This is a genomic window from Paraburkholderia sp. BGA-UO-ETr-F21 (assembly GCF_059567925.1).
On sequence record NZ_JCAQOY010000036.1, the window covers coordinates 86394 to 109293 of the forward strand.

General features: G+C 65.2%; 20 protein-coding genes and 1 riboswitch. Of the genes, 9 read left to right on the forward strand and 11 right to left on the reverse strand.

Going from position 1 to position 22900, the window contains the following annotated elements:
- Positions 1 to 255 precede the first annotated feature (255 nt).
- Entirely contained in the window at positions 256 to 2580 is a 2325-nt protein-coding gene (locus AC57B1_RS21515) for a PA14 domain-containing protein (RefSeq protein ID WP_496418595.1), read from the forward strand.
- A 233-nt stretch (positions 2581 to 2813) separates the two neighbouring features.
- Positions 2814 to 3395, forward strand: a complete 582-nt coding sequence (locus AC57B1_RS21520; protein ID WP_408346067.1) for an alpha-ketoglutarate-dependent dioxygenase AlkB family protein — start codon at positions 2814 to 2816, stop codon at positions 3393 to 3395.
- A 43-nt stretch (positions 3396 to 3438) separates the two neighbouring features.
- Here AC57B1_RS21520 and AC57B1_RS21525 read toward each other — a convergent pair whose 3' ends face one another.
- The 3 genes from AC57B1_RS21525 to AC57B1_RS21535 all read right to left on the reverse strand — a co-directional run bounded on the left by AC57B1_RS21525 (position 3439) and on the right by AC57B1_RS21535 (position 6191).
- The gene (locus AC57B1_RS21525; protein WP_496418596.1) at positions 3439 to 4554 is read right to left on the reverse strand and encodes an alkene reductase; all 1116 of its coding nucleotides are present in this window, start codon (positions 4552 to 4554) and stop codon (positions 3439 to 3441) included.
- 163 nt (positions 4555 to 4717) lie between these two features.
- The gene (locus AC57B1_RS21530) at positions 4718 to 5437 is read right to left on the reverse strand and encodes a carbonic anhydrase (RefSeq protein ID WP_496418597.1); all 720 of its coding nucleotides are present in this window, start codon (positions 5435 to 5437) and stop codon (positions 4718 to 4720) included.
- Positions 5438 to 5555: 118 nt separating this feature from the next.
- Positions 5556 to 6191, reverse strand: coding sequence for a carbonic anhydrase (locus AC57B1_RS21535; RefSeq protein WP_091808191.1), 636 nt, complete (start codon positions 6189 to 6191; stop codon positions 5556 to 5558).
- Positions 6192 to 6422: 231 nt separating this feature from the next.
- Between AC57B1_RS21535 and AC57B1_RS21540 the strand changes: the two genes are divergently transcribed.
- Positions 6423 to 6593 carry a hypothetical protein gene (locus AC57B1_RS21540; protein WP_177205168.1) on the forward strand — a complete coding sequence of 57 codons (171 nt, stop codon included), beginning with the start codon at positions 6423 to 6425 and terminating at the stop codon, positions 6591 to 6593.
- Between the two features lie 49 nt (positions 6594 to 6642).
- Here AC57B1_RS21540 and AC57B1_RS21545 read toward each other — a convergent pair whose 3' ends face one another.
- From AC57B1_RS21545 to AC57B1_RS21555, 3 genes are all read right to left on the reverse strand, one after another.
- The gene (locus AC57B1_RS21545; RefSeq protein ID WP_408346076.1) at positions 6643 to 6951 is read right to left on the reverse strand and encodes a DUF4148 domain-containing protein; all 309 of its coding nucleotides are present in this window, start codon (positions 6949 to 6951) and stop codon (positions 6643 to 6645) included.
- Positions 6952 to 7155: 204 nt separating this feature from the next.
- The gene (locus tag AC57B1_RS21550) at positions 7156 to 8307 is read right to left on the reverse strand and encodes a porin (protein ID WP_408346079.1); all 1152 of its coding nucleotides are present in this window, start codon (positions 8305 to 8307) and stop codon (positions 7156 to 7158) included.
- 354 nt (positions 8308 to 8661) lie between these two features.
- Positions 8662 to 8922, reverse strand: a complete 261-nt coding sequence (locus AC57B1_RS21555; RefSeq protein WP_091808185.1) for a DUF1488 family protein — start codon at positions 8920 to 8922, stop codon at positions 8662 to 8664.
- Positions 8923 to 9153: 231 nt separating this feature from the next.
- On the opposite strand from AC57B1_RS21555, the gene AC57B1_RS21560 reads away from it, so the two are divergent.
- A complete protein-coding gene (locus AC57B1_RS21560) occupies positions 9154 to 10647 on the forward strand; it encodes an MDR family MFS transporter (RefSeq protein WP_408346082.1) in 1494 nt (497 codons plus the stop codon).
- 56 nt (positions 10648 to 10703) lie between these two features.
- Here AC57B1_RS21560 and AC57B1_RS21565 read toward each other — a convergent pair whose 3' ends face one another.
- On the reverse strand, positions 10704 to 11636 hold the full coding sequence (locus tag AC57B1_RS21565; protein WP_496418598.1) for a LysR family transcriptional regulator: 933 nt from the start codon (positions 11634 to 11636) through the stop codon (positions 10704 to 10706).
- Positions 11637 to 11771: 135 nt separating this feature from the next.
- On the opposite strand from AC57B1_RS21565, the gene metE reads away from it, so the two are divergent.
- Positions 11772 to 14066 (forward strand): 5-methyltetrahydropteroyltriglutamate--homocysteine S-methyltransferase, encoded by a 2295-nt coding sequence (gene metE / locus AC57B1_RS21570; protein ID WP_496418599.1) that lies wholly within the window; start codon positions 11772 to 11774, stop codon positions 14064 to 14066.
- Between the two features lie 84 nt (positions 14067 to 14150).
- On the opposite strand, the gene cobM is transcribed toward metE, so the two are convergent.
- From cobM to cbiE, 4 genes are read right to left on the reverse strand one after another with little or no spacing between them, the layout of a single operon-like run.
- Complete coding sequence (gene cobM / locus AC57B1_RS21575) at positions 14151 to 14876, reverse strand: precorrin-4 C(11)-methyltransferase (RefSeq protein WP_408346091.1); 726 nt, start codon at positions 14874 to 14876, stop codon at positions 14151 to 14153.
- A 58-nt stretch (positions 14877 to 14934) separates the two neighbouring features.
- Positions 14935 to 15660, reverse strand: a complete 726-nt coding sequence (locus AC57B1_RS21580) for a cobalt-precorrin-6A reductase (protein ID WP_496418600.1) — start codon at positions 15658 to 15660, stop codon at positions 14935 to 14937.
- Complete coding sequence (locus AC57B1_RS21585; protein ID WP_408346097.1) at positions 15657 to 16754, reverse strand: cobalt-precorrin-5B (C(1))-methyltransferase; 1098 nt, start codon at positions 16752 to 16754, stop codon at positions 15657 to 15659. Before AC57B1_RS21585 ends, AC57B1_RS21580 begins: the two co-directional genes overlap by 4 nt.
- Entirely contained in the window at positions 16754 to 17998 is a 1245-nt protein-coding gene (cbiE, locus tag AC57B1_RS21590; protein WP_496418601.1) for a precorrin-6y C5,15-methyltransferase (decarboxylating) subunit CbiE, read from the reverse strand. The genes AC57B1_RS21585 and cbiE overlap by 1 nt, the downstream gene beginning before the upstream one ends.
- A gap of 84 nt (positions 17999 to 18082) precedes the next feature.
- A riboswitch (cobalamin riboswitch) is annotated at positions 18083 to 18261 on the forward strand.
- Positions 18262 to 18313: 52 nt separating this feature from the next.
- On the opposite strand from cbiE, the gene cobG reads away from it, so the two are divergent.
- The 4 genes from cobG to cobJ are packed head-to-tail and all read left to right on the forward strand — an operon-like array spanning position 18314 to position 22894.
- Positions 18314 to 19825: a precorrin-3B synthase gene (cobG, locus tag AC57B1_RS21595; protein ID WP_496418841.1), complete on the forward strand. Its 1512-nt coding sequence runs from the start codon at positions 18314 to 18316 to the stop codon at positions 19823 to 19825.
- Positions 19818 to 20444, forward strand: a complete 627-nt coding sequence (locus AC57B1_RS21600; protein ID WP_091808165.1) for a precorrin-8X methylmutase — start codon at positions 19818 to 19820, stop codon at positions 20442 to 20444. Before cobG ends, AC57B1_RS21600 begins: the two co-directional genes overlap by 8 nt.
- Complete coding sequence (locus tag AC57B1_RS21605) at positions 20445 to 21176, forward strand: precorrin-2 C(20)-methyltransferase (RefSeq protein ID WP_091808162.1); 732 nt, start codon at positions 20445 to 20447, stop codon at positions 21174 to 21176. It begins immediately after the preceding gene.
- Entirely contained in the window at positions 21173 to 22894 is a 1722-nt protein-coding gene (cobJ, locus tag AC57B1_RS21610) for a precorrin-3B C(17)-methyltransferase (RefSeq protein WP_496418842.1), read from the forward strand. The genes AC57B1_RS21605 and cobJ overlap by 4 nt, the downstream gene beginning before the upstream one ends.
- Positions 22895 to 22900 lie beyond the last annotated feature (6 nt).

Sequence of the window (22900 nt, forward strand, 5' to 3'; positions counted from 1 at the left end):
CGCAGCATCGACGCCGAGCATGACATTGACCCGATCCGCATATCCAGCCCCCTTCCCGACTTCGCTTAGCGCGATCTTCGCCGCCGAACAATCCGGGGGAAGTACTGATACAGGTCGGCGTCATTAATAATATTATTCATATCGATTTCAGCAGAGGTAGGCGACGACGAGGCCAACAACTTCTCTGCTGTTGGCCCTATTGAGATTTAATAATAATTATGACCATCAATTAAGCGGGGACTTCAGGAGATACAGGTGCGCAATTACCTTGTGCTTGCGGCGCTCGCCATGCTGGGCGCTTGCGGTGGCAATGACGGTTCGCCGAACGCGACGGCCTCGGCGGACAAGCAGGCAACGGCGATCGATGCCACAGCGGCCACCGCGGCCTCAGCCGCGTCGGGCGCTTCGGCCGCGGCGCTGCCCGACACGGCCAACGTCGAAAGCGAATTCAGGGCCGCGAAGGCCATTCCGGTCGGCATGAAGACAACGACCCCGCCGCTCGTGATCGCCGACCCCACGCTCAACCTTCCGCCCTACACGCCGCCGGCGCCGCCCGCGCCGGTTTCGACCACCACGCTCTCGTTCGGCGACTTCACGAACTACCTCGCACCGGGATCGACGCAAGGCTGGGGCCCCGGCGCCAACAACTCCACCATCACCATCCCCGCGCCGCCCACCAACGGCACTGGCGCGGGCGACAAAACAGTGGCGCTCGCCAGCACCTATGCCACCGCGTCTTACGAAGCGGACGTGACGGTCAGCGCGCCGGTCGGCAGCGGCGCCGCGAACGCGGGCTTTATCGTGCGCACCACGAATCCGACAGCCGGCGGTCCCGACAGCCTGACCGGCTACTACATCGGCCTCGACACGGGCACACATTCGTTGGTGGTTGGCCGTCAGAACAACAACTGGACCAACTTCATCGCGTATCCGCTCAGTACGATCGTGGGCGGCAGCACGCACCATCTGAAGGTCACGACGAGCGGCACGGCCATCACCGTCGACCTCGACCAGCAGCGCGTGATCAGCGTGAACGACGCCACCAACGCCCTGCCCGCCGTGTTCCAGTCGGGCAGCTTCGGGCTGCGACGTTTCGGCGTCGGCGCGACGTTCAGCAACATGACGATCCGCACGTACCCGAGCGTGAAGTCGCCGAGCTACGACTTCTCCAAGGTGGTCGGCGCGGTCTACACGCCGTCCAATGCGGTGAACGCCATCGACTTCTGGCAGAACTACGATCCGGAGATCGTCAACCGCGAATTGACGTACGCGCAGACCTACGGCATGAACACGATTGCGGTCTACCTGCACTATCTCGTGTGGGCGAACGATCGTGTGGCGTTCCTGAGCAAGTTCGAGAATCTGCTGAAAATCGCCGCGCGCCACGGCATCAAGGTCTCGCCGATCTTCTACGACGACTGCTGGAACCCCACGCCGCAATACGGCCCGCAACCGGCGCCGGTCTGGGGCGTGCACAACAGCCAATGGGTTCAGTCGCCCGGCACGCCGGTGGAACAGGCGTATTTCCAGCCGATGGCGGCCAACTCCGCCATCACGTACAAGGCGAGTCTGGCGAGCTACATCACCGACTTCGTCGCGCCGCATCGCAATGACCCACGCATCATCTTCTGGGAAACGATGAACGAGCCGGGTTGCAGCGGCAATGGTGCATTGCAGGAAACGCGCGCGGTGCTGATGAACGACGCGCGCATCGCCATCCTGAACGCAGGCGCTACTCAGCCGATCAACGCACCACAGGTCCAGGAGGACGAAGGCACGTACTTCTCCGACTTCTACGCGTTCCATCCGTACGGCAACCCGTACACGGGTCCGGTGAACGGCAGCAATGTCAGCGCCTTGAATTCCGAAACGCTGCAACGGGGCTTTGCTGGCACCACCGGTCAAACCATGCCCGGCATCATCTCGAACTACGGCGGCAGCACGGGCTTTATCGTGTGGGAGTTGATGATCGGCCGCACCAACACGCGCTTCCACTGGGGCCAGGTGCCGGGCGCGCCCGCCACGGTCGAACCGGCGACGCCCTTCCAGGGAACGATCTATCCGGACGGCCATCCGTGGCAGACCTCGGAGACTCAGGCGTTGACAGGTGGTTTCAACGTGAAGCTGCCGGTGCTGCAGGTCGGCTACTACAACGACCCGACCTTCGCGAGCGCGCCCGTCAAAACCTCGATCACGCCATTGATCGACTTCGACCTGAACACCGAGCGCGGCACCGATTCGCCTGACGCTTCCGCGGGCATCAATGCCACGAACTACGGGGTGCGTTGGACCGGGGCAATCCAGGCGGCGCAGGACGGGCTCTACACATTCTCGATCGACAGCGACAACGTGGCGCGCCTGTGGATCAACGGCGTGAAGATCATCGACAAGAAGACCGCGACGCAATCGACCGTGAGCGGCAAGACCTGGCTCGCCGCGAAGCAGCGCGCGTCGATCAAGGTCGAGTACGTGCACGGCACGGGAGCGGCGAGCATGCATCTGCTGTGGTCGAATCCGGCGGCGAGCAATCCTGGCGCACTGCGGATCGTGCCGTCCGATTCGCTCGTGACGTCGAACTGAAAGAGGTCCTGAGTCAGCCGGCGGGCAGCGGATGAAACACCGCCGGTCGGCCGGTGCAGCGCAGCGGCGTGTCCGGTTGGCGCGCTGAAGACAGCAAAACGGGTGCAGTCCGCCATGTTTCAGCCGGGCGGCCGAGGCAGACCAAAATACTGTATAAAAACACAGTATAATGACTTGCCCTGACCGCCCGTCTCTTCCTGATCGTGCGGTGGTTGCCCGCCAATCCCGGAACCATGGTGTCCCAGCAAGCCCTGTTCGCGCCCGCGCCTGTCTCCCTCGTTCATGACGAGGAAGGCGGAATTCGCTATTTGCCCGAGTCGATTCCCGCCGCCACGGCGCAGCAGTGGTTCCACGAGGCACTGGAGAACATCGGCTGGCTCAGCCAGCAGCGCATGATGTACGACCGCGAAGTCGCCGTACCCCGCCTGCTCGCCACCTTCGCGCGCGAAGCCGGTGATCTGCCCGCGCCGCTGGGCGAAGCCTTCGAGGCCGTTCGCGCGCTCGTGGGTGCGCCGTTCAATCGCGTCGGACTCAACCTCTATCGCGACGGCAGCGACAGCGTCGCGCTTCATAGCGACAAGACAGACAAGCTCGTGGCCGCCCAGCCGATCGCCATCGTCTCGCTAGGCGCGAGCCGCCGCATGACGATCCGCCCGAAGGCAGGTTCCGGCCGGATCGTACATATCGAACTGGAGCCCGGCAGTTGCCTCGTCATGAGCTATGCGTCGCAATTCACACATGAGCATGGTATTCCCAAGCTCGCGGACGTGACCGGCCCGCGCATCAGCCTCGCGTTTCGCTGCTTCGCCGGCTAACGGGGAGCGCAGGGGGAGCGCAGGGCGAGCGCGGCTCATCCACTCAGCGCTGCGCCTCCTGCTCGATCGTCGGGTAGTCGATATACCCTTCGGCGCCGCCGCCATACAGCGTGCCTTGATCGGGCTCGTTCAACGGTGCGCCGCTCTTGAGACGGGCCACCAGGTCCGGATTGGAGATGAACGGCCGCCCGAAGGCGATCAGGTCCGCCCGCTTCGCCTTGAGCGTTCGTTGCGCGAGTTCCATGTCGTAGCCGTTGTTGGCCATGAAGAGGCCGTCGAACGCCTCGCGCAGAACCTGCAGATCGAAGCCGCCGGGCACTTCGCGCGAGCCACCGGTGTCGCCCTCGATCACGTGCAGATACACCAGCTTGCGCGCATTGAGATGCTGCACGACATGTTTGAAAAGCGGCTCGGGATTGCTGTCGGCAATATCGCCGAAACTGCTGAGCGGTGAAATCCGCACGCCCACCCGCTCGCCGCCCCACACGCCCGTCACTGCATCGGCCACTTCGAGCAGGAAACGCGCTCGATTTGCGATTGAGCCGCCGTATTGGTCAGTACGCCGGTTGGTCTTGTCGCGCAGGAACTGGTCGAGCAGGTAGCCGTTTGCCGCGTGAATTTCCACGCCGTCGAAACCGGCGGCCTTCGCGTTTTGCGCAGCGACCCGATATTGCTCGACGATGCCCGCTATTTCCGACGTTTCGAGCGCACGAGGGGTGACGAGCGGCACGAAGCCTTCGTCGGTATAAGCCTGGCCTTCCGGCTTGATCGCCGAGGGCGCTACCGGCAACGCGTTGCCCGGCTGCAAGGACGGATGCGAAACGCGGCCCACGTGCCACAGTTGCAGGAAGATATGCCCGCCTTTCTCATGCACCGCGTCGGTAATGCGCTTCCATGCCTGCACCTGGGCGTCGGTATAGATGCCGGGCGTGAACACATAGCCTTTGCCTTGCGGCGAAATCTGCGTCGCCTCCGCAATGATCAGCCCCGCCGACGCGCGTTGCGCGTAGTACTCGAGGGCGAGTTCGCTCGGCACATCGCCCTCTTTCGCGCGACTGCGCGTGAGCGGCGCCATCACGATGCGATTGGGCAATTGCAGCGGTCCCAGCTTGACGGGTTCGAACAGGTAACTATCGATACGCGCGGAATCAGTCGACATGGCACTCCCTGAAAGTAGAGGCAAAACATGGCAAGGCCGCCTGGCACTCTTGCCGGGCTTTCCCGTCGGGCTTTGGAATATCTGGCGCCGCAATTGGCTAACCAGACGAAGGCAAATCGCCAAGCGGAGCGAGCAGTGACAGCAAGATGCGGACCGCGGCGCGTCAGACCAGCGCGATCTTGCCTGTTGCCAGATCGTAAATGCCGCCGACCACCTTGACCTTCCCGCTCTTCACATACGGCCCGATGAGCGGTTTGGACACAGTCAGCCGGTTGGTGTTCAACCTCACGTTCTCGATCGTGGTTTGCGCAACGAGATCGGCGCCGTGCTCCGCCTGCGCGATCCGCACGGCCGGCCTGATTGCGCGGACCAGTTCCGGAAGGTGGCCGGGCAGTCGGGCGCCCTCCTGAAGCACCTTGACCGTGGCGCCCACCGCGCCACACTGCGTGTGTCCAAGCACCATGATGAGCGGCACGCCGAGGAATTCGACGCCGTACTCGAGGCTCGCGAGAATATCGTCGTTGACGAAGTTGCCCGCTACGCGCACCACGAACAGATCTCCCGGGCCCTGATCGAAAGCCAGCTCCGGCGCGACACGCGAGTCCGCGCATCCGACGATAGCGGCAATCGGATATTGCGCCGAGACGCGTGCCGCGCGGCCAGCGGAATAGTCCTTGTTTGAAGAGGTATTCGCGGCGTAGCGGGCGTTGCCCTGCATGAGCCGGTCGAGCGCCTGCGCAGGTGGAATCGAATTCGGTGCATTGCCGACGGCCGGCTGCGCCGCCCTCGCATCGCGTCGCGACAAGCCTGCCAACGTGAGCGAAGACGCACCGGCCAGCAGCAAGTTCCGCCGCGCAGGAGAAGACAGATGACGCTCGCACATGGCTCGCCTCCTATGTCACGCGCAATGCCGCGGCACCATCCGAATGGGTCTGAATCGTGAAAGCCTGGTGGCGCACGGGCAACGCCTCATCGTGCGCCTCACAGGTTCAAACTTCAAGTTACACGGCGTAGATGTCCGGGTTGTCCACCAGCGGCAAGAACTCGCCGGTGCGCCCGTCGAGCGCGAGCATCACACCGCTTTTGATATCGAAGATCCACCCGTGCAGATTCAGCTTCTTGTTCGCGAGTCCGACGGCCACCGAAGGATGCGTACGAATGTTCGCGAGCTGTGCGATCACGTTGTCTTTGACCAACGCCTCCAGGCACTCCGCATCCGAATGATAGGTGCGCGATGCGTTGATGGCTTTGGCCGCATCCGCGTGACGCAGCCAGCTCGCCACGGCCGGCAGATGGTCCAGATTCGTGCAGGTGGAGATCGCCGTCATCGCGCCGCAATTGGAGTGGCCGCAAATCACGATATCGCGAACGCCAAGCACGGCCACCGCGTACTCGACGGTGGCCGAAACGCCGCCCGGCTCCGGACCATAAGACGGCACGATGTTGCCCGCATTGCGGATCACAAAAAGCGATCCGGGCTCGGTCTGCGTGAGCAGTTCCGGTACGACGCGGCTGTCCGAGCACGTCACGAAAAGCACGCTGGGACTTTGCGCCGCCGACAGACGTTTGAACAAGGCGCTCTGCTGCGGAAAGACTTCGCGTTGAAAGCGGATCAAACCCTCGATGATTTCCTGCACGGTGTTCTCCAAGATCGAAGAATAAGCCTGCAGTGCCCTCGACGAGCGGCGAGATCACTGCAGGCGGCCTATTCGCGCGACTATACCGCAGCCGGGTACTGGTCGACCACCCATGCACGAACGGCAACGATGTGCCGCCGCCATCCTGCCTTCATCCGCCTCGCCAAATAAAAAAGCCCCAGCTGTCTCCAGCCGGGGCAAACTCTCTCGCTCGCACACCGGGAACCGTGCGTGCATGACTACTTTACCGGCGCCGCCGAAGCGGATATATACGCCACGCTGGAAGAGTCCTTTCCAACCCTACCCGGCGCGCGCAGCGTTGCGCTCATGCGTCTATCGGCGGGCGGACTCGTGCGCATCGTCACACACCCGCACAACGCATCAGCGCAACGCAGCCCGTGACATCGAACCTCGTTGCGCCTCACTGCACGATCGGAGCGAGCCGGTCGCATCAACGGCTGTACATGGCGTTCCAGTCGGTTGCGGATACCGCCGGACGGCCGCTTTGCGACGCACCCGCCACGCTGCCGCCGTAACCGCTGTTGCCACCACTACGCGCGGCGACGCGGGCTTCCGCGGCCTGAATCGCGTCGGGGTAATGGGCTTCGTCGCCGTCGCCGACGTGATAGCCGACCTGTTCGAGCTGAACCAGTTCGGCGCGCACCTGTGCGCGTGTGAGGCCGGAATTCGATTGGGCAAAAACCGTGGCCGAAGCGGCCAGCGAGGCAACGATAACGACGGCCTTGATCAGGGACTTCATGATGAAACTACCTCCGATAATTGATGATGAGCGGCGCTTCGAATCACTCTCCGCGCAAGCGCTGAATTCAATATAGGAGCCGTATCCTCGTAGAATAACGGCCGCCCACCGAAGGGATTGTTGTTGAATCTGGAGAAATCGCCGGCCGCGCGGCACGCGATATCGAGCGATATCACGCGGTACGCGGCCGGACGATCGTCACGCTCAGAAGCGTGCGCGCAGGCCCACGGTGCCCACGACCTGGTTGCCCGTCGAAGACGCGCCGCCGGCCGTGTTGATGAACGCGGTGTAGCCCGTGCCGCTGACGTGCTGGTACATCGCTTCGGCGTACACGTCGGTGCGCGTCGACAGCGCATAGACGGCCTGCAGGTTCACCTGATTCCATTTCGGATCGGAGCCGTAGGTCGACGTGCCGCCCACGTGCGCGTCCGTGTAGGTGTAAGCCGCACCGAGCGTCACCGCCGGGGTGACGGCGTACTTGCCGTTCACTTCGTAGTTGTCGAAGCGCATCGAGCCGTGCGTCGCGCCGAACGACGCCGTGTTCTGGAACTGGCTATGCGTGTAGACAAAGCCGGCCGTCACCGGGCCAAAGCCGTAGCTCAACGCGGCGCCGGCCGTACGCTGCACATCGGCGCCGAGCCGGAAGCCGCCCGTGCCGTTGGCCGTGGACTCGCCGAGATCGACCGCGCCACCCGTGTTGGTGGTCGAGTTCGAACCATTGATCTGCAAGTAACCCGCGGCCGCCTTGAACGGGCCATTGGCATAACTCACGCCCGCGCTGTAGGCACGATTGATCGCGAAATCGGTGTTGTTCGAAAACGCGTACAGGCCGCCGAACTTCAGGCCGGCATAGTTGGCGCTCATGTACTTCACGGCATTGCTCATCCGCACCGAGTGGTTCAGATTGTCGTTGTCGAACGGGTGGGCGAAACCGGTATCGCCGAAGGTGCCCGCCGTGCCCGAGAGCGGCGCGACGAAGTCGACCAGCGAGTCGTACTGCCGGCCGAGCGTGACCGCGCCGTACTCCTTGTTGCTCAGGCCGACATACGCCTGACGACCAAACATGCGGCCGTTCTGGCCGAGCTTGCCGTTCTGCACGTTGTAGCCGTTTTCGAGCACGAAGATTGCCTGCAGGCCGCCGCCGAGATCCTCGGCGCCGCGCAAGCCAAAGCGGCTGCCGTTGATATTGCCGCTCGTCGCCTGCACCAGCGCGCCTTGCGAGCCGCTCTTCTTCACGTTATTGGTGTACATCACGCCGGCGTCGATGAGGCCATACAGCGTAACCGAACTTTGCGCATGCGCCGCGGTGGCGGCGAGGCCTACGAATGCCGCGACTGCGGCGGAAATCTTTTTCACGTCAATGCTCCTGCGTAGCTGGAATGTCATGTTGAACAGCGACGCGAGTATAGAAACGCGGGCGGTCAAAACGAACGTTCACGCTCTGGAGCAGACCTTTACGAAATCTCTAAGAATCCGTCATCTAAACGCAGCAATCGAGACGCGCCGCGCCCGGACGGGTATTTGAACGGTCAAGACGGGCGCAGTTTGGGGTTGCGCGCAATGAAAGGGTTGCAAGGTAACAACAGCCGTGCGCGGCTGGCGGAACCGTGGCGAGGAGGATCAGAGACCAGACAGCCACCGCCAATCTGGCTGGCGAGCCCGGCGTGTGCGCCGGACTCGCCGTCAATCAGACACCTGGCCGGCAAGGCCTCAGTTGAAGTCGCCGGTTTCGAGTTCCACGGACTGTCCGCCGTTTTTCTCCAGCACGCGCCGTGTAGCGTTTTCAATCCGCGCGCGATTCGCCTCGAAAGTATTGACGAGGTTGTGGGCCGACGGACCATCGTTGCCGAAATGGTCGTTCAGCGCATCCAGCGACACGCTGCACCAGACGTCTGCCCCGTCGACATTGGCTTCGAAGGCGACGCGCGCCGCTGCCACCACTTCGCGGCGTCCGGTGAATTCGATCCTCATAATGACCCTCCATGTGTCGAAAGAAACCATCAATCGCGCAAACGCTGTGCCAAGGCGGCGTGGTATTACCGGGCCGCCAGGCTCAAGCGCATATTCCCGCCAGGGTGCATACTCGACACCTGCCGTCCTCGTGCGGCCGCGCTGAAGCGTCGCGGCGTGTGCCAACCTGTGTGGCCGATTCATGGCCACGCTACCCGACGTGTCTAACATCCTAATACTAACTTCCGGCCCATGTCCCGCAACCCTCAATCGTCGCGTGCACTCGTCATTGCCGCCGTCATGGCGTCCATGGCGATGGTCGCCATCGAAGCCACCATCGTTTCCACCGCCATGCCGCAGATCGTCGCGCAACTCGGCGATCTGCATCTGTATAGCTGGGTCTTCTCGTCGTTCCTGCTCACGCAGACGGCGATGACCGTGGTGTTCGGCAAACTCGCCGATCTGTACGGCCGCAAGCCGGTCGTACTGGCCGGCATCGCGATCTTTCTGATCGGTTCGGTGCTGGCCGGCTTCGCCTGGTCGATGCCGGCCATGATCGCGTTCCGCCTGATTCAGGGCGTCGGCGCGGGGGCGATCCAGCCGGTCACGCTGACCATCGTCGCCGACCTCTATCCCGCGCGCGAACGCGGCAAGGTGCAGGGCTACCTCGCGAGCGTCTGGGCCATTTCGGCGGTGGTGGGTCCGATGGTGGGCGGCTTCATCATTCACAACATGTCGTGGGCATGGATCTTCTGGATGAACGTGCCGATCGGCCTCGCCTCCGCGGCGGGCTTCATCGCGTTCCTGCGCGAATCGGAACGGCATGCGCGCCCGTCGATCGACTTCGGCGGCGCGGCGCTGTTCATGGCGGCGATCGCCGCGCTCATGATGGCGCTGACCTACGCCGGCGACGACATGGTGTCGCGCGCCGCGCTGGCGGGCGGCGTCTTCGTGCTGTGCGTGCTGCTGTTCGTGTGGCAGGAACGCCGCGCGGCCGAGCCGATGATCTCCTTCGCGCTGTGGAGCCGCCGGCCGATTGCCGCCTGCAACGGCGCAACCTTGCTGTCCGGCATGATCCTGATGGGCGCCACCACGTTTCTGCCGATGTACGTGCAGGGCGTGCTGCATCGCTCGCCGGTGATCGCCGGCCTCGCGCTGACGATGATGATGGTGGGCTGGCCCGCCGGCGCCACGTTCGCGGCAAAGTCGTTTCAGCGCCTCGGCTTGCGGCGCATTCTGATCGGCGGCAGCGCGTCCATTCCGCTCGGGGCGGTATTGCTGCTGTTTCTGTCGCCCGGCGGCTCGCCGCTCGTTGCCGCGTTCGCCTCGCTCATCATGGGCTTCGGCATGGGCACCTCGAGCGTCAGTTCGCTGGTGCTGATTCAGGAGATCGTCAGAATGGAAGAACGCGGCAGCGCCACCGCGTCGAATCTGTTCTCGCGCAATCTCGGCAGTACGTTGGGCGCGACGCTGTTCGGCGCGGTGCTCAACTTCGGATTGAGCCACGCGAAAGGAGTCGCCGTGGTCACGTCGGATCAGTTGAAAGCGCTGCTGCAAAATCAGGCCGCCAGTCTCGGCAACAGCGAGATGATCCGCATGGTGCTGCATCAGTCGCTGCACCTGACCTTTCTCTCGATCTTCGTGATCGGGATCTTCGTGGTCGTGCTGCTCGCATTCGTGCCCGCCATCAGCATCGGGACGGAAAAGAAGGTGCCGCTCGAGGCGTTCTCGCCGCTGGAGGACTGACATGCATGTGCGTTCGGATCGGGCTCATGACGCTGCGCTGGACACGGCGGCACCCATCAGCCCGCCTGCCCCTCCACCGTCAGCAACTCGATACCATCGAGTTGCGCCGCGCAGGTATCGCGCACGATTCTGACGAAATCATCGAAATAAGGCCGGTTCGCGAAGCCTTTCGCGGCCACCGCGTACAACTCGCTCCACAGCCCCTGCGCGCCGACCCGTTTGGCCAGCACGTAATCGTGGTCGACGTAGTTCTTCACGCCCCAGTTCGGCAGCGCCGCGATGCCGCGGCGGCTCGCCACCAGTTGCATGACGGCGATAGTCAGTTCCGCCGTGCGCCGTTCGAGTTTGATGCCGGCCGGCTCCAGCACTTCACGGATCAGGTCGATGCGCGCCTCGGGCACCGGATAGGTAATCAGCGTTTCGTCGCGCAGGTCGTCCGCCACCACGCGACGCTTGTTGCGTAGCCGGTGCTCGTTGGCCATCACCACCAGAATCTCGAAGCGGAACAGCGGCGCGATATGCAGGCTGCGCCGCGTGGCCGGTTTCGAGCCGATCACCACGTCGGCTTTGCCGTCGCTCAGCAGACGCAGCGGGTCCGCATGAAAACCGGCGACGAGATCCACTTCGACTTCCGGCCAACGCCGGCGGAATTCGTCCATCACCGGCATCAGCCAGTCGAAGCAGGTGTGGCATTCCAGCACGATGCGCAACTCGCCGCGCGTGTCGCCCTTCAGGCGCACGAGATCGCGTTCCGCCGCGCTCACCGCCGCGATGGTCTCGCGGCCGAGCGCCAGCAGCCGCTCGCCGGCGGCGGTAAAACGCAGACCCTGCTTGGTGCGCTCGAAGAGCGACACCTCGTAATGCGTCTCGATATCGCGAATCTGATGAGACAGCGCGGACTGGCTCAGATGGACACGCTCGGCGGCTGCCACCAGCTTGCCAGAATCGGCAATGGCGATCAGCGAACGCAGGTGGCGAAGCTCAAGCATGGACTGGCTCCGCGTAGAACGAATCAGTGTGGATATGAATTTGGCTCATACATTGGTGAAAACATGTCGCTTGATGAATCATAGCGCGACTTTCACACTGGACGCCAATTCATACAACGCACAACAGGACTTCACATGGCCCGCACGCACATTCCCGGTTTTCCTCGCATCGGCGCACAACGCGAACTGAAATTCGCGCAGGAATCGTTCTGGCGCGGCGAATCCGACGACCAGCATCTGCGCGGCGTCGCGCGCGAATTGCGCGCCCGTCATTGGCAATTGCAGCGGGACGCCGGACTCGATTTCGTCACCGTCGGCGATTTTGCCTACTACGACCAGATGCTCACCATGAGCTCGTTGCTCGGCGCCTTGCCGCAGCGCTTCGGCTTCGAGCCGAAGGCGCTGTCGCTCGCCCAGTACTACGAGCTAGCGCGTGGCAACGCCGCGCAACCGGCAATGGAAATGACCAAATGGTTCGATACGAACTACCACTACCTCGTCCCCGAACTCGGGCCGCAGACGCGCTTCGACGGCGGCGTCGAATGGCTGTTCGAGGAGATCGACGAAGCGCTCGCGCTGAATCTGCCGGTCAAGCCGGTGCTGATCGGGCCGATCACTTACCTGTGGCTGTCCAAGAGCCATGTCGGCGGCTTCGACCGTTTGTCGTTGCTGCCGAAGCTCGTGATCCGCTACAGCCGCCTGCTGGACAAGCTCAAGCAGCTCGGTATCGAGTGGGTGCAGATCGACGAGCCGGCGCTGTGCGTCGATCTGCCCGCACAATGGCTCGAAGCGTTTTCCGCCGCGTATGACGTGCTCGGCGCGTCGGGCGTGAAGCTGCTGCTCGCCACGTACTTCGAAAGCGCTGCGGAACACGCGCCGCGCGTGGCCGCGCTGCCTATTGGCGGCGTGCATCTGGACCTGGTGCGCGCCCCGCAACAGCTCGACGCGTGGCGTGCGGCATTGCCCGCGCATGCGGTGCTGTCGGCCGGCGTGATCGACGGCCGCAATATCTGGCGCGCGGATCTCGGCGAGATCGTCGAATCGTTGCAAAGCCTGCATGCGGAAATCGGCGAACGCTTGTGGATCGCGCCATCGTGCTCGCTGCTGCATGTGCCGGTTTCGCTCGACGCAGAGAAAAAACTCGACGCCGATCTGAAATCGTGGCTCGCCTTCGCCACCGAAAAACTCGCTGAAGTCGCCACGCTCGCCCTCGCCTTGCGCGATCCTGCCGCGGCCGAAGCAATGCTTGCCGCCGCAGACCGCGCGCTCGAAGCACGCCGCCACTCCAGCGCGGTGGTCAACGCACTCGTGCAAAAACGCGTGGCCGCGGTGAGCAGCGCGATGGCGCAACGGCAAAGCCCGTTTGCCGAACGCAACCGCGTGCAGCGCGAAGCGCTCGGCCTGCCGCTCCTGCCGACCACCACGATCGGCTCGTTCCCGCAAACGCCGACGATCCGCCAGGCCCGTGCCGCCTACAAACGCGGCGAACTGCGCGCGCTCGACTATCTGCAGCGCATGCGCGCCGAGATCGAGATCGCCGTGCGCAAACAGGAAGAACTGGGCCTCGACGTGCTGGTGCACGGCGAAGCCGAGCGCAACGACATGGTCGAATATTTCGGCGAACAGTTGTGGGGGTATGCGTTCACGGAAAACGGTTGGGTGCAGAGCTATGGCTCGCGCTGCGTGAAGCCGCCGATCATCTACGGCGACGTCTACCGTCCCGAACCGATGACGGTCGAGACCACCCGTTACGCGCAATCACTCACGCAGCGTCTGATGAAAGGCATGCTGACCGGCCCTGTGACGATGCTGCAATGGTCGTTCGTGCGCGACGACCAGCCACGCTCGACCACCGCGCTGCAACTCGCGCTCGCGATCCGCGACGAGGTCGTGGATCTGGAAAAGGCCGGCATTCGCATCATCCAGATCGACGAACCGGCTTTTCGCGAAGGCTTGCCGCTGCGTCGTGCCGACTGGGCCGCTTATCTGGACTGGGCCACGCGTGTGTTCCGCATTTCGGCGGCGGGCGTCGCCGATCAGACGCAGATTCATACGCACATGTGCTATTCGGAGTTCAACGACATTCTGCCCTCGATCGCCGCAATGGACGCCGACGTGATCACCATCGAGACCTCGCGCTCGGCGATGGAACTGCTCGACGGCTTCGGCGCCTTCTCGTATCCGAACGAAATCGGCCCGGGTGTCTACGACATCCACTCGCCGCGCGTGCCGGGTGCGGACGCGATGCAACGTCTGCTGGAACGTGCATGCGAAGTGATTCCGGCCGAGCGCCTGTGGGTCAATCCCGATTGCGGGTTGAAGACGCGCGGCTGGCCGGAAACGGAAGCCGCGCTCGCAAATATGGTGCGGGCCGCCAGGGCGTTGCGCGCGAAGCTCGCGGCGAAGCAGCCGGAAGAATTGCCTGCGTGATGTGATCGGTCGTTGAACCAGCGTCGAACGCCCATTCGCGCGCGGTATCGTGCCGCGCGAATGGGCGTTTCCACGTTCGGCGGTTCAGTCTTTCGCGTACAGCGTCGAATCCGCGAAACCTTCGGCGGCGAGCACCTGGCCGACCAGAATCAGCGCGGTCCGCTCGATGGAACTCGACTGCACTTTGTTGACGATATCGTCGAGCGTGCCGGTGATCTTCTCCTCGTCCGGCCAGCTCGCGCGATAGATCACCGCGACCGGACACGCGCCGCCGTAATGCGGCCGCAATTCATCGACGATGCGCGCAAGATGCCGCACGCCGAGATGAATCGCCATCGTCGCGCGGTGCCGCGCAAGGTCAGCGAGCTGTTCGCCTTCCGGCATGCTGGTTTTGTTCGCGAAGCGCGTGAGAATCAGCGTCTGCGAAACATCGGGCAGCGTGAGTTCGCAGCCCAGCGCCGCCGCGCAGGCGGCCGTGGCGGTCACGCCCGGCACGATCTCATAGGGGATATGCAATTCACGCAGGCGGCGAATCTGTTCGCCGATCGCGCCGTACAACGACGGATCGCCCGAATGCACGCGCGCCACGTCCTGGCCTTTGGCGTGCGCCGCCGCGAGCAGCGCGACGATCTGATCGAGATCGAGTTCGGCGGTGTTGACGACCTGCGCGGCCGCATGACCTTCGAGCACCGCGGCCGGCACGAGGGAACCCGCGTACAGGATCACCGGGCAACTGCGCACGAGCCGCTGCCCTTTCACCGTAATCAGTTCCGGGTCGCCCGGACCCGCGCCGATAAAAAACACCGTCATTCACTACTCCATGATTCGTTAGCGCGGCATGGCAGGCATGCGCGATTCAGGCGGAAGCTCAATGCGCCGCTTGCAGCGCTTCGAGCAGGTCGGCTATGCGCTCGAACTCCCGATCCGCCGCCGGCAACTCGGGACGGCGCAACATCACGACCGGCAGTCCCCGCTCACGCGCGACTTCGAGTTTTGCCTCGGTCGCATTGCCGCCGCTGTTTTTACTCACCACCACGTCGAAGGCTTGCAGGGCGAACAGCGCGCGTTCGCCTTCAAGCGTGAATGGGCCGCGCGCCGCGATAATGCGCGCACGCGCCGTGTCCTCGTGCGAATCGAGGCAACGCACGGTCCAGAACTGCTGCGGGGGAATCTCGTCGAGATGCGCAAGCGGTTCGCGGCCGAGCGTGAAGAGCGGCTTCCTGAACGGCGCAAGCGCATCCGCGAGCGCGGCCCAGTCACCGACCATGCGCCAATCGTCGCCGGCTTGCGGCTGCCAGGCGGGACGGCGCAGCGCCCAATACGGCACACGCGCAACGCGGCTCGCCTGTGCCGCATTCGCGCTGATTTGCGCGGCATACGGATGCGTCGCGTCGAGCACGAGGCCAATGCCCTCACTGTCGATGTAACGCGCCAGGCCCTCGCTGCCGCCGAAACCGCCCACGCGCACCGAGCACGAGAGATCGCCCGGCACCTTGCCGAGGCCGGCGAGACTGTACACGTGGACGGGATCATTGAGTTCGCGAGCGATCCGCAATGCGTCGCCGGTGCCGCCGAGCAGCAGAATCCGCTTCATTGCGCGGCTCCGATCAGGTTGCCCTGGCGGTCGATCGCGAACATTTCCACCTGGACCTGCGGCGGCACGATATCGCGCGCCACGGCCAGCGCATGCCGGCAGACGATATCGCCGAGCGGCACCTGCTGCTCACGCGCCAATGCAACCGCCTGCTGGCTCGTATTGGCCGCGCGAATCGCCGCCTGAAGCGCGGCGTCGGCGCCGTGTGCGGCCGCCCACTGCGCGAGCCGTTCAAGATCGATGCTCGAATGACGGCTATGCAGATCGAGATGCCCCGCCGCCAGCTTGCTGAGTTTGCCGAAGCCGCCGCACACGCTCAGACGCTCGACCGGCGCGCGCTTCATATGCTTGAGCACCGCACCGACGAAGTCGCCCATTTCGATCAGCGCGATATCCGGCAGACCGTAGTGCGCTCGCATCGCGTCCTCACTGGCGTTGCCGGTGCAGGCGGCGAGATGCGTGTAGCCGTTGGCGCGCGCGACGTCGATGCCCTGATGGATCGACGCGATATACGCCGAGCACGAAAACGGCCGCACGATGCCGGTGGTGCCGAGGATCGACAGACCGCCGAGAATGCCGAGACGCGGGTTCATCGTTTTCAGCGCGAGCGCTTCGCCGCCTTCCACGCCGATCGTGACCTCGAAGCCGCCGCCATAGGCATGCTCCGCCGCGAGTTCGGCCAGATGCTCGGTCATCATTCTGCGCGGCACGGGGTTGATCGCCGGTTCGCCAACCGGCAGCGTCAGTCCCGCACGCGTCACCGTGCCGACGCCCGGCCCCGCGCGAAACGTCACGCCCGGCGTGGCGACGAGGCGCACGCGCGCGAATACGAGCGCGCCATGCGTGACGTCGGGATCGTCGCCGGCGTCCTTGATGGTGCCGGCTTCGGCGCCGCCGGCGCCATCGTCGATCAGGCGGCAGAACACCAGCGGCATCGGCACATGCTGGCCCTTGGGCAATACGATCTCCGCGACGTCGCTGGCCACGCCCGCGAGCAGCAGACGCGCCGCCGCCAGCGACGTCGCGGTGGCGCAACTGCCGGTCGTGTAGCCGCTACGCAGCGGCGCGGGTTGTTCGGGCGTTTCTTCGCGCATCAGGGTTCTTGGGGTGAGTCGGGGTTCCTCACAGCACCTCCGGCCGGCTTGGTCACATCCAGCAGCGTGATTGGCAGCGCCTGCCGCCACGTATCGAACCCGCCGAGCGGTTGCGCGTCCGCGAGCGCGATCCGCGTCAACGTGCCGCCGTGCCGCTCGCGCCATGCCGCCAGCGCCGCTTCGCCTTGCAACGTGACCGCGTTGGCGACCAGCCGGCCGCCCTCACGCAGACTGACCCAGCACGCTTCGAGCACACCCGGCACCGTCGCACCGCCGCCGATGAACACGGCATCCGGCCCCGGCAGCCCTTGCAACGCGGCAGGCGCGCGGCCCGCGACGAGTTGCAGGGTTGGCACGCCCAACGCATCGCGATTATGTTCGATGAAGCGCTGACGCTCCGCATGCCCTTCAATTGCGATCGCCCGGCACGTCGGATGCGCGCGCATCCATTCAATGCCGATCGAGCCGCTGCCCGCGCCCACGTCCCACAGCAATTCGCCCGGCGCCGGCGCGAGACGCGCGAGCGTGATCGCGCGCACATCGCGTTTGGTCAACTGGCCGTCGTGGCGAAAGGCGTCGTCGGGCAAACCGCAGGTCAGCGGCAAACGCGGCGCGCCCTCGGTGGCACGGCAGTCGAGTGCGATCAGATTCAGCGCGGCCACCTCACCCGCCGGCCATTGATCCGCACGGCCGTCGATGCGCCGCTCCAACTCGCCGCCCAGGTGTTCCAGCACGCTCATACGGGTCGCACCGAAACCGCGCGCGTTGAGCAACTCCGCGAGCGCGGCGGGCGTGCGACCGTCCGCGCTCAGCACGAACACGCGCGCGCCGTCGTGCAGATGCGCGTTCAACGTCGCCAACGGCCGGCCCACCAGCGACACCGTCGCGACGTCCTGCAACGGCCAGCCGAGGCGCGCAGCGGCCAGCGACAACGATGACGGCGCGGGCAGCACGCGCAACTCTCCTGCCGGCAACTGTCGCGCGAGCGTCGCGCCCACGCCGAACAGCATCGGATCGCCGCTCGCCAGCACGCACACTGCGCCGCCACGCTCAGCCAGCAAAGGCGCGAGATCGAACGGACGCGGCCACGCGGCACGGCGCGCGGCGAGCCGCGCGGGCAGCATCGCCAGATGACGTTCGCCGCCGTAGACCACCGACGCTTCCAGCAAAGCACGCCGCGCGGGCCTTCCCAAACCGGCGAAACCGTCGTCGCCTATGCCCACCACCGTCAGCCACGCCGGCATGCACCCATCCTCATTCTGTGTCTTCAAATAGTCCGCTGTACCGCGCCGATCAAAGCGCCCAGCCTCGTTGTGCTGTTCGAAAAAAGGCATAATACAGCCGCCGGTGCCCTTCGGGGCCGAAGAGGGAACACAGTGCCACTGTGGCTGCCCCCGCAACTGTATGCAGCGAGTCCGCCTGCGCTCCACGCCACTGGCTCTACCGGGAAGGCAGCGGCGGCCCATGACCTGCCAGCCAGGAGACCTGCCGGCGAGACTGTTCGTGCCAGCCAACATCGGGCGGGGTGTACCGATGCCGCAGCCATGCCGCTTCACGGCATGCTCGGGCCGTCGCGCGACGCTAAACCGGTGTCCGTCTTGAATCATGCTTCGCCTTCCACCATTGTCTCCGACGCGGCCGCGACGCCGCGGCCCTCGGCGTGTCCGGGGCTGCTGCGCATCGTGGCCGCCCGCGACGGCGGGCTTTGCCGCATCAAACTGCCTGGCGGCGAGTTGAGCGCGGCGCAGGCGCGCGCGCTCGCGGATGCCTGCGCACGTCACGCTGCCGGGGCAATCGAGCTGACCAATCGGGCAAATCTGCAGGTGCGTGGGGTCAAGCCGGGTGACGAAGCGGCGTTGATTGCGGCGCTCGTGGCTGCCGGGCTCGGGCCGAGGCCGTCGAGCGGCGCGGCGAAGGCACCGGACACAGCAGCGGCAATCGCCGCCGACGACGTGCGCAACGTGATGATCAGCCCCGCTGCCGGACGCGATCCGTCAGCCCTGTTCGACACGCGCCCGCTGTGCGCCGATTTGCTTTCGATGCTGCAAAGCGAAACCCGTTTCGCGGCGCTGTCGCCGAAATTCGCGCTGCTGCTGGACGGCGGTGAACGGCTCGCGAGAGTGGATCATCCGCACGATGTCTGGCTGGCGGCGTCGCAGGAGTCTGACGGCGTGCGATTCGTATTCGGGCTGGCGGGTTGTCCGCCCGCGAGTGCGTGCGCGGGCTCGCCAACGCAGCACGACGATACCGGTTCGCCGGATCTTGCTGCAAAACCCGGTGCGCACAGCACGGCTGCACTGGCCGCGGTTCTGCCTTCACAGGTCCCCGCTCTGGTGCGCGCGCTGCTGCTCACCTTCCTCGAGCTCGCCCCCGCCGACGCCACGCGCATGCGTCACCTGCTAGCCGGCCATTGCGCCGACGCGCTCTTGCATCACGCTCAACGGTACGTCCATTTTCCGCTGACGCGAGACGCGTCGCTGGCCCACTGGCGTCGAGCCGCGCCCGCCGATGCGAGCCTGCGCCTCGGCGTCCACCCTCAACGGGGGCCCGGAGCCTCGCACGTAGGCGGCCAGCCAACGCTCGGACGCCTCGACGCCGGCACCCTGCGCGCCCTCGCCGCGCTGTCCCAGCAGCACGGTAACGGCACACTGCGTTTCACACCCTGGCAAAGCGTGCTGCTGCCCGACATCGCAACGCACGCGGTTCCCGCTGTGCTATCCGGCTTGACCACGCTCGGCCTCGCCACCGATCCCGCGCAAGCCATCACGCGCCTGATTGCCTGCGCCGGATCGAGCGGCTGTGCGAAGAGCCTCGCCGACACCAAGGCCGACGCGCTGCGCCTCGCCGCCCGCCTGCCTGACGGCGTCGACGTGCATCTGAGCGGCTGTTCCCGCTCGTGCGCCGCCGCGCATTGCGCGCCATATACCCTGCTAGCGGCGGCGCCCGGCCTCTACGACCTTTATCGACGCGACGGACGGCCCGGTTTCGGCCAGTGCGTCGCGCGCCAACTGACGATCGACCAGGCCGCCGACATGTTCGAACGCCTGGCCCGGAGTAACACCGATGCTTGATTACATTCGCGACGGTCAGGAGATCTATCGCCAATCCTTCGCGACGATCCGCGCGGAGGCCGACTTGTCGCGCATTCCCGCCGACCTCGAAAAACTCGCGGTGCGTGTGATCCACGCGTGCGGCATGGTCGATGTGATCGACGATCTGGAGTTTTCCGCAGGCGCGGGCACGGCGGGCCGTGCGGCGCTCGCGCAAGGCGCGCCGATCCTGTGCGATGCCGGCATGGTCGCGCAAGGCATCACGCGCGCGCGGTTGCCGGCGAACAACGAAGTCATCTGCACGCTCACGCACTCGGACGTGCCGTCGCTCGCACGCGAACTCGGCAATACGCGCTCCGCGGCCGCGCTCGAATTGTGGCGGCCGCATCTGGCGGGTAGCGTCGTCGTGATCGGCAATGCGCCGACCGCGCTGTTTCATCTGCTCGATATGCTCGACGCGGGCGCGCCCCGGCCTGCCCTGATCCTCGGCTTCCCGGTGGGCTTTGTCGGCGCGGCCGAATCGAAAGCCATGCTCGCGGAAAACAGCCGCGGTGTGCCCTATGTGGTCGTGCACGGCCGTCGCGGCGGCAGCGCCATGGCGGCGGCCGCCGTGAACGCGCTGGCAACGGAGGTCGAATAAATGACCGTGCAAGGACGTTTGTTCGGACTTGGCGTCGGCCCCGGCGACCCGGAACTCATCACGCTGAAAGCACTGCGTTTGCTGAAGGCGGCGCCGGTGGTCGCGTACTTCGTCGCGAAGGGGAAGAAAGGCAACGCGTTCAGCATTATCGAAGCGCATTTACACGACGCGCAGCAGCATCTGCCGCTGGTTTATCCCGTCACCACGGAAGCGCTCGAACCGCCGCTTTCCTACGAAGCAATCATTGCCGATTTCTACGACACCGCCGCCGAAATCGTCGCCGCGCATCTCGACGCGGGTCGTGACGTCGCCGTGATCTGCGAAGGCGATCCGTTCTTCTACGGCTCGTACATGTATTTGCACGACCGGCTCGCGGCGCGCTACGAGAGCGAAGTCGTGCCCGGCGTGTGCTCGATGCTCGGCGGCGCGGCGGTGCTCGGTTCGCCGCTCGTGTACCGCAATCAGAGTTTGTCGGTGCTCTCGGGCGTGCTGCCCGAAGACGAATTGCGCCGGCGTCTGGCCGATGCCGACGCCGCCGTCGTGATGAAACTCGGCCGCAACTTCGACAAGGTGCGGCGCGTGCTGGGCGAACTCGGCCTCGCGGACCGCGCGCTCTACGTCGAACGCGCGACGATGGGCAATCAACGCATCGTTGCGCTCGCCGACGTGGATCCGATGGCGTCGCCGTATTTTTCGCTGCTCGTGGTGCCGGGGGAAAAATGGCAAGGATGAACGCGCCCGCGATCGTGATTCTCGGCGCAGGCGCGTTGGCGACAGCGCGACGCATTCAGGCGCTGTATGCGGATAGCCGGGTGCACGGCTTGCGCGGACGCGTCGAGGCGGACGTGGCTTACAGCGAACTCGGCGCGCATTTGCGGGAATTGTATGCGCGCGGCACGCCGATCGTCGCGTTGTGCGCGGCGGGTATCGTGATTCGCTGCGTCGCGCCGTTGTTGGCGAACAAGGGCGTCGAGCCGCCGGTGCTGGCCGTTGCCGAAGACGGCAGCGCGGTCGTCCCGCTGCTCGGCGGTCTCGCCGGCGTCAACGTGATGGCGCGCGAGATGGCCGCGATGTTGGCCGTGCCGCCTGCCATCACGACGAGCGGCGAGTTGCGTTTTGGCACCTGCGTGCTCAATCCGCCTGATGGTTATACGCTCGCCGACGTCGGGCAAGGCAAACGCTTCGTGTCGGATCTGCTGGCTGGTGCAAGCACGCGTATCGAAGGCGAAGCGCCGTGGCTCGATGACGCGCAACTGCCCCGCTCCGACTCGGCGCGCCTCGCGATTCGCGTGACGCCGCGTGCGTGGGACGGGCGCGAGGATGAGTTGGTGATTCATCCGCGAAGTGTGGTCGCGGCGGTCATGGGCGCGGGTGCGGTGCCAACTGCCAGTGCCGGGATTGTGGCCCGCGTGCAGGAGGCACTCGATACGCACGGTCTCGCGCCGCTGTCCCTTGCGACGTTACTAGCCTCGTCCGAGCGCATGGGCGATCCGGCGCTGGCCGAGGCCGCGGCGAACCTGAATGTGCCGTTGCGCTTCGCGCTGACGCGTCCCGAAGATGGCGAACCGCCGGGCAACCTGCTGCATGCCGCGCTGCGCATTCCCTACGAAACGCTGCACAACGACTCGACGGCGGGCGTGGCGCTTGCGTTGGCGCCGCTCGCCATCGATCCGGACACGATCGGCCGCGCGCGCGGCCGCCTGACCGTAATCGGCCTCGGCCCTGGCAGCGCCGACCTGATGGTGCCCGCCGCGCGCACGGCGCTCAATGAAGCCACCGATATCCTCGGCTACGACACCTACGTGAAAATGGCCGGCCCGTTGCGCGCCGACCAACGCGTGCATGGCACGGACAACCGCGAGGAACTGCAGCGCGCGCGACATGCCTTCGAGTTGGCGAGCGACGGACGCGCAGTGGTGATGGTGTCCTCGGGCGACCCCGGCGTATTCGCGATGGCCGCGGCGGTGCTAGAAGTGTTGGAGGCCTCGCAGAACACCGACTGGGCGGCGGTCGAGCTATCGATCGTGCCGGGCGTATCGGCGGCGATGGCAACGGCGGCGCAAGCCGGTGCGCCGTTGGGCCACGACTTCTGCATGCTGTCGCTGTCCGACAACCTGAAGCCCTGGGCGATCATCGAAAAGCGCCTTAGGCACGCGGCCGAAGCGGACCTGGTGATGGCGTTCTACAACCCGATCTCGCGCGCACGGCCCTGGCAACTGGATAAAGCCCTGGACATCGTGCGGGAATATCGGGGTGCGCAAACGCAGGTAGTGCTGGGCCGGGACATTGGTCGGCCTGGTAGCACGCTGAGGACGATCACGCTGGGCGAACTGCGTTCGTCTGATGTGGATATGCGCACGATGGTAATCGTGGGGTCGTCCACGACGCGCAGGTTCGGCAACGCGGACGAAGGCGGCGAGTGGGTTTATACGCCGCGCTGGTATGAGTGAACGTGT

Excerpts from the sequence above, each read along its gene's own strand:
- AC57B1_RS21600 (WP_091808165.1), top strand. The coding sequence starts at position 19,818 with ATGCTTGATTACATTCGCGACGGTCAGGAGATCTATCGCCAATCCTTC.
- AC57B1_RS21585 (WP_408346097.1), bottom strand. The coding sequence starts at position 16,754 with ATGCGCGAAGAAACGCCCGAACAACCCGCGCCGCTGCGTAGCGGCTAC.
- AC57B1_RS21520 (WP_408346067.1), top strand. The coding sequence starts at position 2,814 with ATGGTGTCCCAGCAAGCCCTGTTCGCGCCCGCGCCTGTCTCCCTCGTT.
- AC57B1_RS21555 (WP_091808185.1), bottom strand. The coding sequence starts at position 8,922 with ATGAGGATCGAATTCACCGGACGCCGCGAAGTGGTGGCAGCGGCGCGC.
- cobG (WP_496418841.1), top strand. The coding sequence starts at position 18,314 with ATGCTCGGGCCGTCGCGCGACGCTAAACCGGTGTCCGTCTTGAATCAT.
- AC57B1_RS21560 (WP_408346082.1), top strand. The coding sequence starts at position 9,154 with ATGTCCCGCAACCCTCAATCGTCGCGTGCACTCGTCATTGCCGCCGTC.
- AC57B1_RS21530 (WP_496418597.1), bottom strand. The coding sequence starts at position 5,437 with ATGTGCGAGCGTCATCTGTCTTCTCCTGCGCGGCGGAACTTGCTGCTG.
- AC57B1_RS21605 (WP_091808162.1), top strand. The coding sequence starts at position 20,445 with ATGACCGTGCAAGGACGTTTGTTCGGACTTGGCGTCGGCCCCGGCGAC.
- cobM (WP_408346091.1), bottom strand. The coding sequence starts at position 14,876 with ATGACGGTGTTTTTTATCGGCGCGGGTCCGGGCGACCCGGAACTGATT.
- cbiE (WP_496418601.1), bottom strand. The coding sequence starts at position 17,998 with ATGCCGGCGTGGCTGACGGTGGTGGGCATAGGCGACGACGGTTTCGCC.
- AC57B1_RS21545 (WP_408346076.1), bottom strand. The coding sequence starts at position 6,951 with ATGAAGTCCCTGATCAAGGCCGTCGTTATCGTTGCCTCGCTGGCCGCT.
- AC57B1_RS21565 (WP_496418598.1), bottom strand. The coding sequence starts at position 11,636 with ATGCTTGAGCTTCGCCACCTGCGTTCGCTGATCGCCATTGCCGATTCT.
- AC57B1_RS21580 (WP_496418600.1), bottom strand. The coding sequence starts at position 15,660 with ATGAAGCGGATTCTGCTGCTCGGCGGCACCGGCGACGCATTGCGGATC.
- cobJ (WP_496418842.1), top strand. The coding sequence starts at position 21,173 with ATGAACGCGCCCGCGATCGTGATTCTCGGCGCAGGCGCGTTGGCGACA.
- metE (WP_496418599.1), top strand. The coding sequence starts at position 11,772 with ATGGCCCGCACGCACATTCCCGGTTTTCCTCGCATCGGCGCACAACGC.
- AC57B1_RS21525 (WP_496418596.1), bottom strand. The coding sequence starts at position 4,554 with ATGTCGACTGATTCCGCGCGTATCGATAGTTACCTGTTCGAACCCGTC.